13 protein-coding genes are annotated in these 16,403 nt (G+C 68.5%); 8 read left to right on the forward strand and 5 right to left on the reverse strand.

From position 1 onward, the window contains the following. The first annotated feature begins 2 nt into the window (after positions 1-2). From AC3WSN_RS15920 to AC3WSN_RS15935, 4 genes are all read left to right on the forward strand, one after another. Positions 3-770 carry an SDR family oxidoreductase gene (locus tag AC3WSN_RS15920; RefSeq protein WP_492539211.1) on the forward strand — a complete coding sequence of 256 codons (768 nt, stop codon included), beginning with the start codon at positions 3-5 and terminating at the stop codon, positions 768-770. Positions 771-910: 140 nt separating this feature from the next. Then, positions 911-2,716 carry an IlvD/Edd family dehydratase gene (locus AC3WSN_RS15925; protein ID WP_492539213.1) on the forward strand — a complete coding sequence of 602 codons (1,806 nt, stop codon included), beginning with the start codon at positions 911-913 and terminating at the stop codon, positions 2,714-2,716. A 115-nt stretch (positions 2,717-2,831) separates the two neighbouring features. Further along, positions 2,832-5,783, forward strand: a complete 2,952-nt coding sequence (locus AC3WSN_RS15930; RefSeq protein ID WP_492539215.1) for an FAD-binding and (Fe-S)-binding domain-containing protein — start codon at positions 2,832-2,834, stop codon at positions 5,781-5,783. 59 nt (positions 5,784-5,842) lie between these two features. Further along, positions 5,843-6,523 (forward strand): GntR family transcriptional regulator, encoded by a 681-nt coding sequence (locus AC3WSN_RS15935; RefSeq protein WP_192707585.1) that lies wholly within the window; start codon positions 5,843-5,845, stop codon positions 6,521-6,523. A 16-nt stretch (positions 6,524-6,539) separates the two neighbouring features. Here the strand turns inward: AC3WSN_RS15935 and AC3WSN_RS15940 are convergent, their stop codons facing one another. Next, positions 6,540-7,193: a GntR family transcriptional regulator gene (locus AC3WSN_RS15940; RefSeq protein ID WP_492539217.1), complete on the reverse strand. Its 654-nt coding sequence runs from the start codon at positions 7,191-7,193 to the stop codon at positions 6,540-6,542. A 172-nt stretch (positions 7,194-7,365) separates the two neighbouring features. On the opposite strand from AC3WSN_RS15940, the gene dctP reads away from it, so the two are divergent. The 4 genes from dctP to AC3WSN_RS15960 all read left to right on the forward strand — a co-directional run bounded on the left by dctP (position 7,366) and on the right by AC3WSN_RS15960 (position 11,127). Continuing rightward, positions 7,366-8,388 carry a TRAP transporter substrate-binding protein DctP gene (gene dctP / locus AC3WSN_RS15945; RefSeq protein ID WP_492539219.1) on the forward strand — a complete coding sequence of 341 codons (1,023 nt, stop codon included), beginning with the start codon at positions 7,366-7,368 and terminating at the stop codon, positions 8,386-8,388. Next, a complete protein-coding gene (locus tag AC3WSN_RS15950) occupies positions 8,385-9,077 on the forward strand; it encodes a TRAP transporter small permease (protein WP_492539221.1) in 693 nt (230 codons plus the stop codon). The genes dctP and AC3WSN_RS15950 overlap by 4 nt, the downstream gene beginning before the upstream one ends. Beyond that, complete coding sequence (locus tag AC3WSN_RS15955; RefSeq protein WP_192707581.1) at positions 9,074-10,426, forward strand: TRAP transporter large permease; 1,353 nt, start codon at positions 9,074-9,076, stop codon at positions 10,424-10,426. The genes AC3WSN_RS15950 and AC3WSN_RS15955 overlap by 4 nt, the downstream gene beginning before the upstream one ends. A gap of 233 nt (positions 10,427-10,659) precedes the next feature. Further along, positions 10,660-11,127, forward strand: a complete 468-nt coding sequence (locus AC3WSN_RS15960; RefSeq protein WP_192707580.1) for a YbaK/EbsC family protein — start codon at positions 10,660-10,662, stop codon at positions 11,125-11,127. Between the two features lie 9 nt (positions 11,128-11,136). On the opposite strand, the gene AC3WSN_RS15965 is transcribed toward AC3WSN_RS15960, so the two are convergent. From AC3WSN_RS15965 to AC3WSN_RS15980, 4 genes are all read right to left on the reverse strand, one after another. Beyond that, the gene (locus AC3WSN_RS15965) at positions 11,137-11,949 is read right to left on the reverse strand and encodes an enoyl-CoA hydratase/isomerase family protein (protein ID WP_492539223.1); all 813 of its coding nucleotides are present in this window, start codon (positions 11,947-11,949) and stop codon (positions 11,137-11,139) included. Between the two features lie 23 nt (positions 11,950-11,972). Then, positions 11,973-13,193, reverse strand: a complete 1,221-nt coding sequence (locus tag AC3WSN_RS15970) for a CaiB/BaiF CoA transferase family protein (protein ID WP_492539225.1) — start codon at positions 13,191-13,193, stop codon at positions 11,973-11,975. Positions 13,194-13,199: 6 nt separating this feature from the next. Further along, positions 13,200-14,492 carry an MFS transporter gene (locus AC3WSN_RS15975; protein ID WP_492539227.1) on the reverse strand — a complete coding sequence of 431 codons (1,293 nt, stop codon included), beginning with the start codon at positions 14,490-14,492 and terminating at the stop codon, positions 13,200-13,202. A 225-nt stretch (positions 14,493-14,717) separates the two neighbouring features. Next, positions 14,718-15,968, reverse strand: coding sequence for a nitrate/nitrite transporter (locus AC3WSN_RS15980; RefSeq protein ID WP_192707576.1), 1,251 nt, complete (start codon positions 15,966-15,968; stop codon positions 14,718-14,720). Positions 15,969-16,403 lie beyond the last annotated feature (435 nt).

Genomic DNA, 16,403 nt, shown 5'->3' on the forward strand with positions numbered 1-16,403 from the left:
TCATGGATCTGGGGATTGCCGGCCTGCGCGTCCTGGTGACGGCGGGCGCTGCCGGGATCGGGCGCGGGATCGTGGACGCCTTCCAGGAGGAAGGCGCACGCGTCTTCGCGTGCGACATCGACGCGGAGGCCCTGAACAGCCTGCCGGACGCGGTCGGCCGCACGCGGACCGACGTGGCCGATCGCGACGCGGTGGCCGCGATGATGGATCAAGCCGTCGACTTCCTCGGCGGCCTCGACGTGCTGGTCAACAATGCCGGCATCGCCGGGCCGACCGGACGGGTCGAAGAGATTGCTCCCGAGGAATGGGACCAGTGCCTGACGGTCTGCCTGACGAGCCAGTTCAACTGCGCGCGCCTCGCGGTGCCGCATCTCCGGCAGAGCGCGAACGCCTCGATCGTCAACCTGTCCTCGGCCGCGGGAAAATTCGGCTTCGCCCTGCGTAGCCCGTACGCGGCGGCCAAGTGGGGCGTCATCGGCTTCACCAAATCGCTCGCGATCGAGCTCGGCAGCTCCGGAATCCGGGTGAACGCGATCCTGCCCGGGCTCGTCGCCGGCGACCGCCAGCGGCGGGTGCTCGAATCGAAGGCGCAGCAGCAGGGCACGAGCTTCGACGAGATGGAGGCGCGCGCCTTCTCGTTCGTGTCCGTCAAGGAATACGTCACCGCGCGGCAACTCGCCGACCAGACCTTGCTGCTCTGCTCACCTCGCGGCCGGACCATCTCGGGTCAGGCGATCTCGATCGACGGTGACACGCGGATGCTGTCCTGAAATCAACCCAGCCGAGACGGTGCTGCGAAGTTCGTCGCGGCAGAGTAGATATCCTCGAAACTGAGACGGCGAAGGCTGCGGCGCGTTCGGGTGACCGGAGCCTCTCTGCCGGCGACACCCGCCGATGCGAGGGACTGACCATGAGCGACAAACGCCGGATCACGCCCGCCGACCTGCGCTCGAAGGCGTGGTTCGACAATCCGCACAATCCGGGCATGACCGCGCTCTATCTGGAGCGCTACCTGAACTACGGGCTGACGCCGGAAGAACTCCGCTCCGGCAAGCCGCTGATCGGCATTGCCCAGACCGGCTCGGACCTGTCCCCGTGCAACCGTCACCACATCGAACTCGCCAAGCGGGTGCGGGAGGGCATCACGGCGGCGGGCGGCGTCGCCTTCGAGTTCCCCTGCCACCCGATCCAGGAGACCGGGAAGCGGCCGACCGCATCCCTCGACCGCAACCTAGCCTACCTGTCGCTGGTCGAGGTCCTGTACGGCTATCCCCTCGACGGCGTCGTGCTGCTCACCGGCTGCGACAAGACCATGCCGGCCTGCCTGATGGCCGCCGCTACCGTGAACATCCCGGCGATCTCGCTCAATGTCGGGCCGATGCTCAACGGCTACTTCCACAAGGAGCTGACCGGCTCGGGCACCATCGTGTGGAAGGCCCGGGAGCGCCACGCGGCCGGGGACATCGACTTCCAGCAGTTCATGGACATCGTCGGCTCGTCGGCGCCCTCCACCGGCCATTGCAACACGATGGGCACGGCTTCGACCATGAATGCGCTGGCCGAAGCGCTCGGTCTCGCCCTGCCGGGCTCCGCCGCGATCCCGGCGCCGTACCGGGAGCGCGGCCAGGCGGCCTACGCCACCGGCCAGAGGATCGTCGAGATGGTCTGGGAGGACCTGAAGCCCTCCGACATCCTGACCCGGGAGGCGTTCGAGAACGCCATCGTGGCCAATGCCGCGATCGGCGGCTCGACCAACGCGCCGATCCACATCAACGCCATTGCCAAGCATATCGGCGTGCCGCTGACCTGCGACGACTGGGAGCAGATCGGCTTCGAGATCCCGCTGCTCGTCGACATGCAGCCGGCCGGTCGCTGGCTCGGCGAGGAGTACTTCCGCGCGGGTGGCCTGCCCGCCGTGTTCGCCGAGTTGATCGAGGCCGGGAAGGTCCACGAGGGCGCCCTGACCTGCAACGGCCGCACCGTCGGCGAGAACTATCGCGGCCGGCACAGCTGGAACCGCGACGTGATCCGCGCCTACGGCGAGCCGCTGATGGAACGCGCCGGCTTCCTCAACCTCAAGGGCAGCCTGTTCGACTCGGCGATCATGAAGACCTGCGTGATCTCCGAGGAATTCGCCGCCCGCTACCTGCGCAATCCCGCCGACCCGATGGCGTTCGAAGGCCGGGTGGTCGTGTTCGACGGGCCTGAGGACTACCACACCCGCATCGACGATCCCGCCCTCGACATCGACGAGAACACCATCCTGATCATGCGGGGCGCCGGCCCGATCGGCTATCCGGGTGCCGCCGAGGTGGTGAACATGCAGCCGCCCGGCTCGCTGATCCGGCGCGGCGTCACCTCGCTGCCGTGCATCGGCGACGGGCGCCAATCCGGCACCTCCGGCACGCCCGCCATCCTCAACGCCTCGCCGGAGGCCGCGGCCGGCGGTGGGCTGGCGTTGCTGCAGAGCGGTGACCGCATCCGGGTGGATCTCAATCGGCGCAGCGCCGACATCCTGCTCCCGCCCGAGGAACTGGAGCGGCGGCGGGCGGACTTGGCTGGGCGCGGCGGCTTCCCCTATCCGGCCACCCAGACACCCTGGCAGGAGATCTACCGCGATCAGGTGGATCAGCTCGATCAAGGCATGGTGCTCAAGAGCGCGGTCAAATTTCAAAAGGTCGCGCAGGCCTCCGGCGTGCCGCGGGACAACCACTGATCCGGCCCCGTCCCGCGCCGGAAGCGCGCAGCGCACGCGAGGCGACTTCCGAACCTGTGAATTTTGAATACAATCCCCCTTCGGTGGTCCCGGACCATCGCGGGAGGATTGGGACGTGAACGGATCAGGGGCGCAGATCGCCACGGCGCCGCGGGCAGCGGCGCGCCTGGATGCCGGCCTAGCGCGCAGGCTTGCGGAGCAGCTGCAGGGGGAGGCGCGCTTCGACGCCTTCACGCGCGGGCGCTACAGCACCGACGCGTCGATCTACCAGATCATGCCGGCCGGCGTGGTGCTGCCCCGCTCGGCCGCGGACATTGCCGCCACCCTGCGGATCGCCGCCGAGCACGGCGCACCGGTCATCATGCGCGGCGGGGGCACGTCGCAGAATGGCCAGCCGATCGGCTCGGGGCTGGTGGTCGATTGCTCGCGCCACTTCAACGGCGTGCTGGCCTACCATCCGGAGGCCGGCACCATCACGGTCGAACCCGGCATGGTGCTGGAGCGGCTCAACGCCCGGGTGAAGGCCGATGGCTGGTTCTTCCCCGTGGAGCCGTCCACGGCGACCCGATGCACCATCGGCGGCATGGCGGGCAACAATTCCTGCGGCGCCCGCTCCCTGCGCTACGGCAAGATGAGCGACAACGTCCTGAGCCTGGAGGCGCTGTTCCACGACGGCGAGGCCTTCGGCTTCGGGCTGACCGGCAACGCGGTCTCGGGCGTAACCGGCTCCGGTCGGGCCGAGGCGCTCGCCGAGCGCATGCTCGGCCTCGCCCAGACCCATCGCGACGAGATCGCGGCGCGCTACCCGAAGGTGCAGCGCCGCGTGGGCGGCTACAATCTCGACGCGCTGATCGAGGCACGGCCCAACCTCGCGCATTTGCTGGTCGGGTCCGAAGGCACGCTCGCCGCCACCACCGCGGTGACCCTGAAGCTGTCGCGCCTGCCGACGCACCGGGTCATGGGGGTCTGCCATTTTCCGTCCTTCCGCGACGCCATGGAGACCACCCGCCACATCGTGGCGCTGAACCCGGTGGCGGTCGAACTCGTGGACAACAACGTCCTGGTGCTCGGCGCCGACATCCCCCTGTTCCGGACCACGCTCGCCGACATCACCCGCGGCAAGCCGAACTGCCTGCTGCTCACGGAATTCGCCGGCGACGACCTCGCCGTTCTGAAGCGCGACCTGAAGCGCCTCGAAGCCTGCATGGCCGACCACGGCTTCCCCGACGCCGTCGTGGAGGTCGTGGAGCCCGCCCGCCAGAGATCGGTCTGGGAAGTCCGGGAGGCGTGCCTCAACATCATGATGTCGATGAAGGGCGACGCGAAGCCGGTCTCGTTCATCGAGGATTGCGCGGTGCCGCTGGAGCACCTCGCCGACTACACCGACGCGGTCACCGAGGTGTTCACCAAGCACGGCACCCGCGGCACGTGGTACGCGCACGCCTCGGTGGGCTGCCTCCACGTCCGGCCGATCCTGGACATGAAGCAGGGGGGCGACGTCGCGAAGATGCGGGCGATCGCCGAGGAGACCTCCGAACTCGTGCGCCGCCACAAGGGCTCGTATTCCGGCGAGCACGGCGACGGCATCTCGCGCTCCGAATACATCGCGCCGCTGTTCGGCCCGATCCTGACCCGCGCTTTCGAGACTGTGAAGGACGACTTCGACCCTGAGAACCAGCTCAATCCCGGCAAGATCGTCCGTCCGCTGACGATGGACGACCGGTCTCTGTTCCGGTTCAAGCCGGACTACGCGGTGACGCAGCCGATGAAGACGGCCCTCGACTGGTCGGATTGGGGCGGCTTCGGCGCGGCGGTCGAGATGTGCAACAACAACGGCACCTGCCGGAAGCTCGCCGGCGGCGCCATGTGTCCGTCCTACCGTGCGACCCGCGAAGAGCAGCACCTGACCCGCGGCCGCGCCAATTCCCTGCGGCTCGCCATCTCGGGCCAGCTCGGTGCCGACGCGTTCACCAGCCCGGAGATGAAGCGGACCCTCGACCTCTGCGTCTCCTGCAAGGCCTGCCGCCGGGAATGCCCCACCGGCGTCGATATGGCCAAGATGAAGATCGAGTTCCTGCACCACTACCACGCTCGGCACGGCCTGCCGCTCCGGGAGCGGCTGATCGCTCTAATGCCGGTCTATGCGGGAGTCGCGGCGAAGCTCGCGCCGCTCCTGAACCTGCGGGACAAGCACCCGGCGCTGGCGGCCCTGTCGGAGAAGTTCGCCGGCCTCTCAGCCAAGCGCTCCCTGCCCCGCTGGCGCCGGCCCTGGAGCGAGCAGGGTGAGCCGGCCCATCCTGGCGACGTCGCGGGCGATTTCCGCGACGTCATTCTGTTCGGCGACACCTTCAACCGCGCCTTCGAGCGCGAGAACTTAGAGGCCGCAGAGCGCGTGCTGCAGGCGGCCGGCTACCGGCTCCACCGCGTGTATCCGGCGCGCGGCCGCCGCCCGCTCTGCTGCGGCCGGACCTGGCTCGCGTCCGGCCAGACGGACCGGGCGCGCGCCGAGGCCCGCCGGACCCTCGACACGCTTCTGCCGTTCATCCGGGCCGGCGCGCGGGTAGTCGGACTGGAACCGTCCTGCCTGCTCACCTTCCGGGACGAGTTCGGGGCCCTGCTGCCCGGCGCGGACGCAGCCCTGCTGGGCCGCCAATCCGTCCTGTTCGAGGAGCTGCTGGCCGCCGATCTCGCCGCCGGACGGATCGAGCTTCCGCTCGCGCATCAGGGCGGCCGCGTCGCCCACCTGCACGGGCATTGCCACCAGAAATCCTTCGGTCTGATGGGTTCGGTGGAGACCGTCCTTCGGGCCGTGCCGGGCCTCGACGTGCGGGTGATTGAATCGAGCTGCTGCGGCATGGCGGGCGCCTTCGGCTATCGGCCGGAATCGATCGACACCTCCTTCGCCATGGCGGAGCTGTCGCTGTTCCCGGCCCTGCGCGCCGCCGCGCCCGGCGACCTTGTGGTGGCCGACGGCACGAGCTGCCGACATCAGATCCACGACGGGCTGGGCCTTCAGGCGGAACATGTGGCTCGCGTTCTTGATCAAGCGCTCGTGCCTCGACACTGAATTGCCGGGCACCTACACATGTCCGAGAGGTCGTTTCGACCTGCGTGTGTCGGGGGACCATGAACAAGATCGAGCCCGGGATCGGTATCAGCCGTCGCTATCTTCACGACGAGGTGGCGGAGCGGATGCGCGAGCTTATCCGCTCCGGCGAGATGGAGCCGAAGGCGCGCATCAACGAGGGCGAGCTGACCGAACGCTTCGGGATCTCGCGCACACCACTCCGGGAAGCGATCAAGATCCTGGCCACCGAAGGTCTGCTCGAGCTTCTTCCGAACCGCGGAGCGCGTGTCGCCAGCATCTCGGACACCGAGCTCGAGGAGATGATGGAGGTCATTGCCGGTCTCGAGGCAACGGCGGGGGACTTGGCCTGCCGGACAATCAGCGAGTCCGAGATCGACGCCATCGCGCATGACCACGCGGCAATGGTGGAGGCCTGGAAAGCGGCCGACGAGGCCGGCTATTTCAGCCACAACCGCCGGATCCACGAAGCCATCATGGCGGCCAGCCACAACACGATCCTGGCGAACATCTACGAGAGCCTGTCCGGCCGTATCCAGCGATCGCGCTACAGCGCCCACCAGACTCCGGATCAGTGGGCCCGCGCCGTGGCCGAGCACGAGCGGATGATCGAGCTGCTGCGCGCCCGCGACGGCGCAGCCCTCGCCACGCTGATGCGCGAGCATATCCGTGGGAAGAAGTCCGTGATCGCAGCCAATTACGGGGCGGTCGAGACCGCCTGACCGGCCGCTCGCGTCCTCAGGCGGCGCTCGGTGCCCGCAGGCCGGCGACCAAGTCGGTGAAGCGGTCACCCTGCACGATCACATGGCTGCGCAGCACCTCCGAGGCGCGCCTCTCGTCGCCCGCGACGATGGCAGCCACGATCGCTTCATGCTCCGCGAGCGATTGCGGCAGGCGCTGACGCACGCGCAGCTGCAGACGGCGATACGGTGCCAGCCGGCGATGAAGGGACAGCGCCTGATCCGCCAGGAAGGCGTTATGGCTCGCCCGGTAGACCACCGTGTGGAAGACGTAGTTCTCGGCGTAGTAGGCCTCGGTGTCATCGGTCGCCAGGGCCGCGCGGCACCCGTCCAGGGCCGCGCCCAACGCGACGGCATCCTCGGGGACGAGGCGCCGGGCGGCCAGCCGGCCGCAGGCGGCCTCGATCTCCGCCATGGTCTCGAACATGGCGAGCAGAAGATGCGGCTCGGGCGCGCTGACGATCGCCCCGCGCCGAGGCTTCGTCTGAATCAGGCCGGTCACCGCCAATTGCAGCAGCGCTTCGCGGATCGGCGTGCGTGAGACGCCGAAGCGGGCCGCCAGCTGGTTCTCGTCGAGCCGTGAGCCAAGCGCGAGTTCGCCGGAGACGATCTCGTCCTCGATCCGCTGCCGCAGCCGCTGAGCGTGGCTCATCCTCCGATCCTCTCCTCCCGGATCCGCTTGGCGACGGCGGACGTCTTGTGCGCGAGGATTATGCGCAAGCATTGACAAAATATACAAGGCCGTCCTTCATGCATACAAAGAGGCGACGCAATATTGCGTCGCACAATTGTTTGCCGCCTTGTTTGCGGTGCGGGAGAGCATAATGACGCCCACTCGTCGATCCCTCGTCGCCGCCACGCTCGCGGCGCCGGTCGTCTTGAAGTTCGGTCTCGGTGCCGCGCAGGCCGCGACGACCCTGAAGCTGTCGCACCAGTTTCCGGGCGGCACCATCGAGGAGGGCGATTTCCGCGACCGCATGTGCCGGAAGTTCGCCAAGATGGTCGGCGAGCGCTCGAAGGGCGCCCTGGACGTGCAGGTCTATCCCGGCTCCTCGCTGATGAAGACCAACGCCCAGTTCGGCGCGATGCGGAAGGGCGCGCTCGACATGTCGCTCTACCCGAGCCCCTATGCCGGCGGCGAGGTGCCAGAGCTCAACATCGGGCTCATGCCCGCCCTGGTGACCTCCTACGCCCAGGCAGTGGCCTGGAAGGGTGCACCGGTTGGAAAGAAGCTCGCCGAGATCCTCGACGCGAAGGGGATCATCCTGGTCTCGTGGGTCTGGCAGGCCGGGGGCGTCGCCAGCCGCGAGCGGCCGCTGGTCTCTCCGTCCGACGCCAAGGGCCAGAAGGTCCGCGGCGGCTCCCGTGAGATGGACATGATGATGAAGGAGGCCGGCGCCGCGACGCTGTCGATTCCGTCGAACGAATCCTACGCGGCGATGCAGACCGGTGCCTGCGACGCGGTGATCACCTCCTCGACCAGCCTGATCTCGTTCCGCCTTGAGGAGCTGTCGAAGGCCCTGACCTCGGGGCGGGAGCGGTCCTACTGGTTCATGCTCGAGCCGATCATGATGTCGAAGATCGTGTTCTCCGGGCTGCCGAAGGATCAGCAGGACCTGATCATGGCCGTCGGGACGGAGCTCGAATCTTTCGGGCAGGCCGGCGCCAAGGAGGATGACACCCGCGTCGAGGAGATCTTCTCCAAGGCCGGCGCCAAGGTCTCGCAGCTTGACGAGAAGGCGCTGGGCGAGTGGCGCGAGCTGGCCCGGAACACCGCCTGGAAGGATTACGCCGGCAAGAATGCCAACTGCGCGGAGCTGCTGAAGCTCGCGGAGCAGGTCGCGTGAGCCACGGCTTCGACGCGGCCACCGCCGGGCCGGAGGCCGGCGCGGCGGACGAGCCGCGCCTTCCCGGCGTTCTCGGCGTCCTCGACCGGGCGATGCGCCTGCTGAACCGGGTGATCCTCGCGCTGGGCGGCCTCTGCCTCGTGGCGGCCTGCCTGGTCCTGACGCACAGCGTCGTCGTTCGCTACCTCCTGAAGCAGCCGACGGAGTGGCAAGACGAGATGGCGGTGTTCCTGATCGTCGGGGCCACGTTCCTCTCGGCGGCCGGCGTCCAGGCCAAGCGCGGACATGTCGCCATCGAGGCGGTCACCGGCCTGTTGTCGCCCGCCGTCAACCGGGCGCGGCTGCTGCTGGCGGACGTCATCAGCCTCACCTTCTGCCTGTTCTTCGCCTGGAAGAGCTGGTCGCTGGACCATGAGGCCTGGGTCGACGGCCAGATCTCGCAATCGACCTGGGGGCCGCCGCTCTGGATCCCCTACACGCTGATGTCCGTCGGCATGAGCCTGCTCTGCCTGCAATTCGCGTTGCAGATCGCCGAAGGTCTCGTCTACGGCCCGCGTGCGGCCGGTTGGGCCAAGCCCAAGATCGGCCTCGGCGCCGACCTGAACACGGATCTGCGCGGCGCCCCGGAGATCACGCCAAGGGGTCCGGATCCGCTCGGCCAGACCATGACCGCGAAGGGCAAGCGATGAGCACGGCCGCGATCGGCTTCCTGTACGCGGGTGCCACCCTCGGGGCGATGCTGTCCGGCATCCCCATCGCCTTCGCGCTGGGCTTCGTCGCCCTGGCCTTCATGGTCGCGTTCATGCCGGGCGCGTCGCTCGATACGGTGGCGCAGAACGTCTACGAGGAGATGGCCTCCATTACCCTGCTGTCGATCCCGCTCTTCATCCTGAAGGGCGCGGCGATCGGACGGTCCCGGGCGGGCCAGGATCTCTACTCGGCCATGCACGCCTGGATGCACCGGATCCCCGGTGGGCTCGGCATCGCCAACGTCTTCGCGTGCGCGCTGTTCGCCGCCATGGCGGGCTCGAGCCCGGCCACCTGCTCGGCGATCGGGTCGGCCGGCATCCCGGAGATGCGCAAGCGCGGCTACTCGCCGGGTTTCGCGGCGGGGATCATCGCGGCCGGGGGGACCCTCGGAATCCTTCTGCCGCCGTCCATCACGATGATCCTGTACGCGGTCGCCGCCGAGCAGTCGCTGGGGCGCCTGTTCCTGGCGGGCATCGGCCCGGGGCTGCTGCTCGTCGGGCTGTTCGCCGCCTGGTCGATGATCCGCTTTCGGTCGGAATACGCGACCGCGAAGGCGGCGCTGGAGCGCGGCGGCCCGGCCTCGCCGATCCTGACGGATGATCAGTACACGATGGCGCAGCGCTTCTCGACGCTGCCGCGGGTGCTGCCCTTCGTGGTGCTGCTTACCGGCGTGATGGTGGCGCTCTACGGCGGCTACGCGACGCCGTCGGAGACCGCCGGCCTCGGCGGGCTGCTGGCGCTCGCGCTGATCGCCGCGATTTACGGCGTCTGGCGCTTCCGGGACGTCACCCCGATCCTGACCGCGACGCTGCGGGAATCGACCATGCTGATGCTGATCATCGGCATGTCGCTGCTCTACGCCTACGTGATGAGCTATCTGCACATCTCGCAATCGGCGGCGGCCGCAATTGTCGCGATGCAGCTCTCGCCCTGGGTGCTGCTGGTGACGATCCTCGCCCTGGTGATCGTGCTCGGGTTCTTCCTGCCGCCGGTCTCAATCATCCTGATGACGGCGCCGATCATCCTGCCGCCGCTCAAGGCGGCGGGGTTCGACCTCGTGTGGTTCGGCGTGGTCATGACCATCACCATGGAGATGGGCCTGATCCATCCGCCGGTGGGCCTCAACATCTTCGTCATCAAGAACATCGCCCCCGACATCCCGCTGTCGGACATCATCTGGGGCACCCTGCCCTTCGTCCTGCTGATGGCAGTCGCGATCCTGATCCTGTGCCTCGTGCCGGGCATCGCGATGTGGCTGCCGGATCTGCTGCTGGCGACGACGCGGTAGGCGCACCCGTTCATCGGTAACCCTAGGCGGGCCCCTCTCCTCTGGGAGCGGGGCCTGTCGCATGCCGGGTGGGGCGATGACACGAGCATCCCGCCCGGCGCGCGGGCGGCCCGCGCCCACGCAATGGCGGGCTCTGCGGCAGACGCTTATGGCGTGTCGCGGTCGCGGCGCCGGTGGGCTCGCCTCACCGGCACGCCTCCGGACTCGCCATCGTCCAAGCTTCGTAGGGATCCATGAGCCTCGAATCCGTGCGCGCCTTCTTCGCCGAGAAGGCACCCGACATCGCGGTCATCGAGCTCGCGACCAGCACGGCGACCGTGGCAGAGGCGGCGGACGGACACGGGGTCGCGCCCGGCCAGATCGCCAAGACCCTCTCGATCCGCGTCGGCGATCAGGTCGCCCTCGTCGTGACCCGTGGCGATGCGCGGTTGGACAACAAGAAAGCCAAGGCGTTCTTCGGCGGCAAGGTGCGGATGCTCGATCTCGCTGAGGTCGAGGCGCTCACCGGCCACCCGGTCGGCGGCGTCTGCCCCTTCGGCCTGCGGGCACCCCTGCCCGTCTATTGCGACCTCTCGCTGAAGGCCTTCAACGAGGTGGTGCCGGCCGCCGGCAGCACGCACAGCTCGGTGCGCATCGCGCCGAGCCGCATGGCCGAACTGACGGACGCGGCCTGGATCGATGTCTGCGCGGTGCCGGCCTAAGCGCAGCGCTCAGCGTCCGCTCCACTCCGGCGTCCGCTTGCTCAGGAACGCTTCCATACCCTCGCGGAAATCCTGGCTCATGTAGCACATGAGGATCAGATCATCGCCGGGATGCGGCTGGCCCTCGGCCGGCGCCTCGTCCTCGGCCAGGCGCCGCAGGCCCTCCTTGGTCGCCTGCATGGTCAGCGGCGCGTGACCGGCGAGCAGCCGCGCCAGGGTGTCGACCCGCTCGGTCAGGGCCGCGCGGTCCGCCACGACCTCGCCGACGAGACCGATGGACAGAGCCTCCTCGGCCCCGACGAGGCGGGCGGTGAAGATGATGTCCTTGACCCGCGCCGGCCCGATCAGGCCGGAGAGGCGCTTCAGATTGCCCTGGCTCAGGCAGTTCCCGAGGGTCCGGGCGATCGGGAAGCCGAAGCGCGCGTCCTGCGTCGCGACCCGCAGGTCGCAGGCCGCCGCGATGGCCGCGCCGCCGCCCGTGCAGGCCCCGGCGATCGCCGCGATGGTCGGCACCCGCAGCCGTTCCAGCGATCCGAGCACCCGGTCCATGAAACGCTCGTAGCCGAGGGCGTCCTCGGCCGTGTTGAAGCTGCGGAACTGCGCGATGTCGGTGCCGGCCGCGAAGGCCTTGTCGCCGGCCCCGGTGATGATCAGAGCCTTGACGGCGGGATTGTCGGTGATCGCCTCACAGCAGGTGATCAGGCCCTGGTACATCGCGAAAGTCATCGCGTTGCGGGCCTGGGGCCGGTTCAGGACGATGCGGGCGATGCCGGCCTCGTCGGTGGTGAACAGCAGCTCGTCGGTGGCGGGCTGGGCACTCATCGCAGCGTCTCCGGATGTCAGGCTCAGGCCAAAGTCTCGCGGACCACGCCTCGCGCGATCAGAGCGTCGATCTCGGCAGCCGAATAGCCGGCCTCCGCCAGGATCGCGCGGGAATGCTCGCCGAGCAACGGTGCGGGCCCGTGGACCCGGCCGGGCGTCTCCGAGAACTTCACCGGCAGACCCAGCGTCTTCATCGGCCCGACCCGCGGGTGATCGACCTCCACCACCATCTCGCGGGCGAGCGTCTGCGGATCCCGGTGCATCGCGTTGACGTCGAGCACAGGCCCGGCCGGCACGCCGCCGGCCTCCAGACGCGCGAGCCACTCGGCCGAGGTCTGCGCGCGGAAGATCGGCGCCAGGGTGGCGGCGAGTTCGTGCCGGTTCGCCATCCGGTCGCGGTTGTGGGCGAAGCGCTGATCCTCGGCGAGGGCCTCCGCGCCGATCGTCTTCAGCAGCCGGAGCCAGTTGGTCTGGTTGGCCGCCCCGATGGTGATCCAGCCGTCGGCGGTCTCGAAGGCCTCGTAGGGCGCGTTCAGCGGGTGCGCCGAGCCCATCGGCCCGGGCGCGACGCCGGTCGCCATGGCGATGGCCGACTGCCAGTAGGTGTGGGTGATCCCGGCCTCGAACAGCGAGGTGTCGACGGCCTGTCCCCTGCCGGTCCTGAGCCGGTTGCTGTAGGCCGCAAGGACGCCCATCGCCGCCAGGATGCCGGCGGTGATGTCGGTCACGGGCGGTCCGCACTTCATCGGGGGCCGTCCGGGGCCCTCCCCGGTGACCGACATGAGCCCGCTCATGCCCTGTGCGACGAGGTCGAACCCCGCCCGGTCGGCGTAAGGCCCGGTGCGGCCGAATCCCGAGAGCGAGCAGTAGACGAGTTCGGGAAACTCCTCGCGTAAGGTCTCGTAGCCGATCCCGAGGCGCTCCATGGTGCCGCCGCGGTAATTCTCGATCAGGGCGTCGGCGCCTTTCAGCAGCCGGCGCAGCACCGCGATGCCGTCCGGGTCCTTGAGGTCGAGGCTGATGCCGCGCTTGCCGCGGTTCATCATCATGTAGGCGGCGCTCTCACCCTCGAGCGCGGGCGGAACCGTGCGACGCGTGTCGTCGCCGTCCATCTTCTCGACCTTGATCACCTCCGCGCCCATGTCGGCGAGCATCAGCCCGCAGACCGGCCCGGCCATGATGTGTGCGAGCTCGATCACCCGCATGCCGGCGAGCGGACCGGATCGTCCTGTGGCTCCCACCATCAACCGCTACTCCCCGGCCGGGACCGTGGCCGCCGGACCGACCGATGGCACGGCGGGCTCCACGAATTCCCGCTCGGGATGCATGGTGAAGGCCAGGCCGGCGCCCAGCAAGCACAGCCCGATCGAGCCGACAAACGGCAGGGTCCAGCTGCCCGTCAGGTCGACGATCAGCCCGAATACGATCGGCGAGACGATGGCCGCGAGGGCCGAGCCGGTGTTCATCAGTCCGCTGGCCGTGCCCGCATATTTCGGCGCGATGTCCATCGGCACGGACCAGATCGGCCCGATCACCAGCTCGGCGAAGAAGAAGCCGGAGGACAGGAGCAGGGCGACGAGGGTCAGGTCGCGCGTCATGAACACGCCCGCGAGGCTTGCCGCGGCGCCCAGGAAGCCGACCACGATGACCGAGAGCCGGGCGAGCTTCACGTTGCCGGTGCGGTGCAGGATCGAGTCGCTCAGCATGCCGCCGACCGTGTCGCCGACGACGCCGGCAAAGAACACGCCCGAGGCGAACAGCGCCGAGTTCTTGAGATCGAGGCTGTAATTCTCCTTGAAGAAGCTCGGCAGCCAGCCGAGGAACAGCCACAGGGTCCAGCCGTAGCAGAAATACGTGATGGACACCGGCAGCATGCGCCGGGTCAGGGCGCCCCACGGCACCGTCTGCTTCGCGCCGACTTTGCGGGGCGCAGGCAGCGTCTCGAGCTCGGCCTTCGTGATCGCCGGATGGTCCGACGGATCGTCACGGAAGTAGAGATACCAGATCGCGACCCAGACGAAGCTGACCGCGCCGAGGATCACGAAGCTGGTGCGCCAGCCGAAATGGTACATCAGGAAGGCGACGATCGGCGGCGCGACCGCATTGCCGAGCCGCGCGAAGGCGTGGGTGATGCCCTGCGCGAAGCCGCGCTTGCCCGGCGCCGTCCAGTTTTGCATCGCCCGCGTCGCGGTCGGGAAGGTCGCGCCCTCACCGAAGCCGAGCAGGACCCGGGCGAGGAACAGGCTGACCAAGCCCCCGACCATCCCGGTCAGGATCGTGGCCATCGCCCAGATCATGCCGCAGGCCAGCAGCGTGCGGCGGGCGCCGAATTTGTCGCCGACCGAGCCGCCGATCACCTGGAAGATCGCGTAGGGATAGGCGAACGCCGAGAGGATCAGGCCGAAATCCGTCTTCGACATGCCGAATTCGCGCATGATCTCGGCGCCGGCGGTCGCGATGTTCACCCGGTCCAGATAGGTGATGAAGTACATCACGCAGAGCAGGCCGAGCACGCCGTTCGTGGCGCTCAAGCGCTTCGCCATCGACCATTCCTCCACTCAGGGGCGCCGCCTCTCGCGGTCGCCGGGCGCCTCGATCCTTGGATCGGGCACTCTCTCGTAATGCATTATTCAAACGCTTCGCGCGCCGGAACGCAACCGCGGAAGTACGTCCTACACGCGAATCGCATCCGTGGGCTTCAACGAGAAACGGAGGCCGCGAGGGCCTCCGTCTCAAGATACACCGGATCTGCAGCCTTGCGCAGCCGGTCAGGCGGTCACCGGCCGGAGTGCCTGCGCCTCGGCCTCGGCGGCCGTCCCAAGGGCCTTGCCGCGCGGGCCGACCCAGCTGCCGACCCATTTGCGCTGCCAGAGGGCGAGGCAGCCCAGCACGATCGCGGTGAAGGCCGCGTAGCCGATGAACCCCATCGAGAACGAGCCGGTATACTGCTTCGACAGGCCCATGACGTTCGGCAGGATCGCGCCGCCGAGAGCACCGATCTCGCCGATCATCGACCCGGCCACCGCCGTGTTGTTCGGCCAGCGCAGGGGCACGAGCTGGAAGAGCGCGCCGTTGCCGGCCCCGAGCGCCGCGAAGCACAGCATGAACAGGAGCGTGGTCAGCGCCAGCGACGGCGTGGCGGTCAGCGACAGGAAGGTGGCGATCGCCGCCAGGAGGACCACCGACAGGACCGCAATGCCGCCCATCCGGTCGGCGAAATAGCCGCCGACGATCCGGATGCCCGAGCCCATGAAGGCCGCCAGCATGGTCAGCCGGCCGGCCTCGACCTTCGTCACAGCGAACTGCTCGTAGAAGAAGGTCGGCAGGAAGTTGGACAGGCCCACGAACCCGCCGAAGGTGATCACGTAGATCAGCGAGAAGGCCCAGCCGTCCTTCGTGAACAGGCAGGAGATGTGCTCCTTGAACGACTGGTGCTCGCAATCCGGCGGCTCCTTGGCCAGCACGATCATGACCACGAGCGGCAGGAGCATGACCACGCCCGCGAAGGCGTAGGTGGTCTGCCAGCCGTAGGCCTGCGCCAGCGGCGGCGCGAACAGCACGGCCAGCACGGTTCCGGAATTGCCGGCGCCAGCGATGCCCATCGCCAGGCCCTTGTGCTCCGGCGGGAACCAGCCCGAACCCAGCGACAGGGCCACGCCGAAGGACGCGCCGGCGATGCCGAGCAGGACGCCCATGGCGAGCACGTCGTTGTAGGACGAGACGAACAGGTAGCCGTAGGCCATCGCCAGCATGATCACGCTCATCTCGGTGATCGCGGCGTTCTTGCGGCCGATATACTGCGCCAGGATCCCGAGCGGGAAGCGCATCAGCGCGCCGGCGAGGATCGGAAGCGAGATCATGAATCCGGTCTGGGCCGGCGTTAGCTTGTAGGTCTCGGTGATGAACGGGCCCATTGCGCCGTTCAGAACCCAGATCGCGAAACAGAAATCGAAGTAGAGGAACGCCGCGAACAGCGTCGGGGGGTGACCCGACTTCATCACCGTCTTGAAGCTGGCCATAGCTGGTGCTCGTCTGTAGTGGGCGAACCGTCACGCGGTCGCTCATGCCGGGGATCCGGACTCACACCGTCCGCTGTTTGGAGCGCCGTTGCTCCAATGCCGCGGCGAGCGCGGCCCTCGTATCAAGCAGCAAGCGTGCCACGCCCGCGGCACCGCGGATGGACCGACAGAAGCTCAGGTCAAGGCAGCCGTGCGCGACCGGTTTCGACGGGCGCGCTGCCGTCGATCCGGGCAGGCCTGCCGAGCAAACGGGCGGGCTGGCGCGGCTCTCACGCATCCGTGAGGGGTGGTGACATGGTCATTGCTGCACGAAGGCAACACAGGACCGCAGAAAGGCGCTCGGACACCCTGTAAGTTGCTCGCACGTACGGCCGGCAACTTGGCGATAAAGCGCAATCTTTGCTAAGCCCCGGACTGAGCTGAGCCGCGCGCTCG

Source organism: Methylobacterium sp. FW102-HT35C08 (assembly GCF_058790235.1).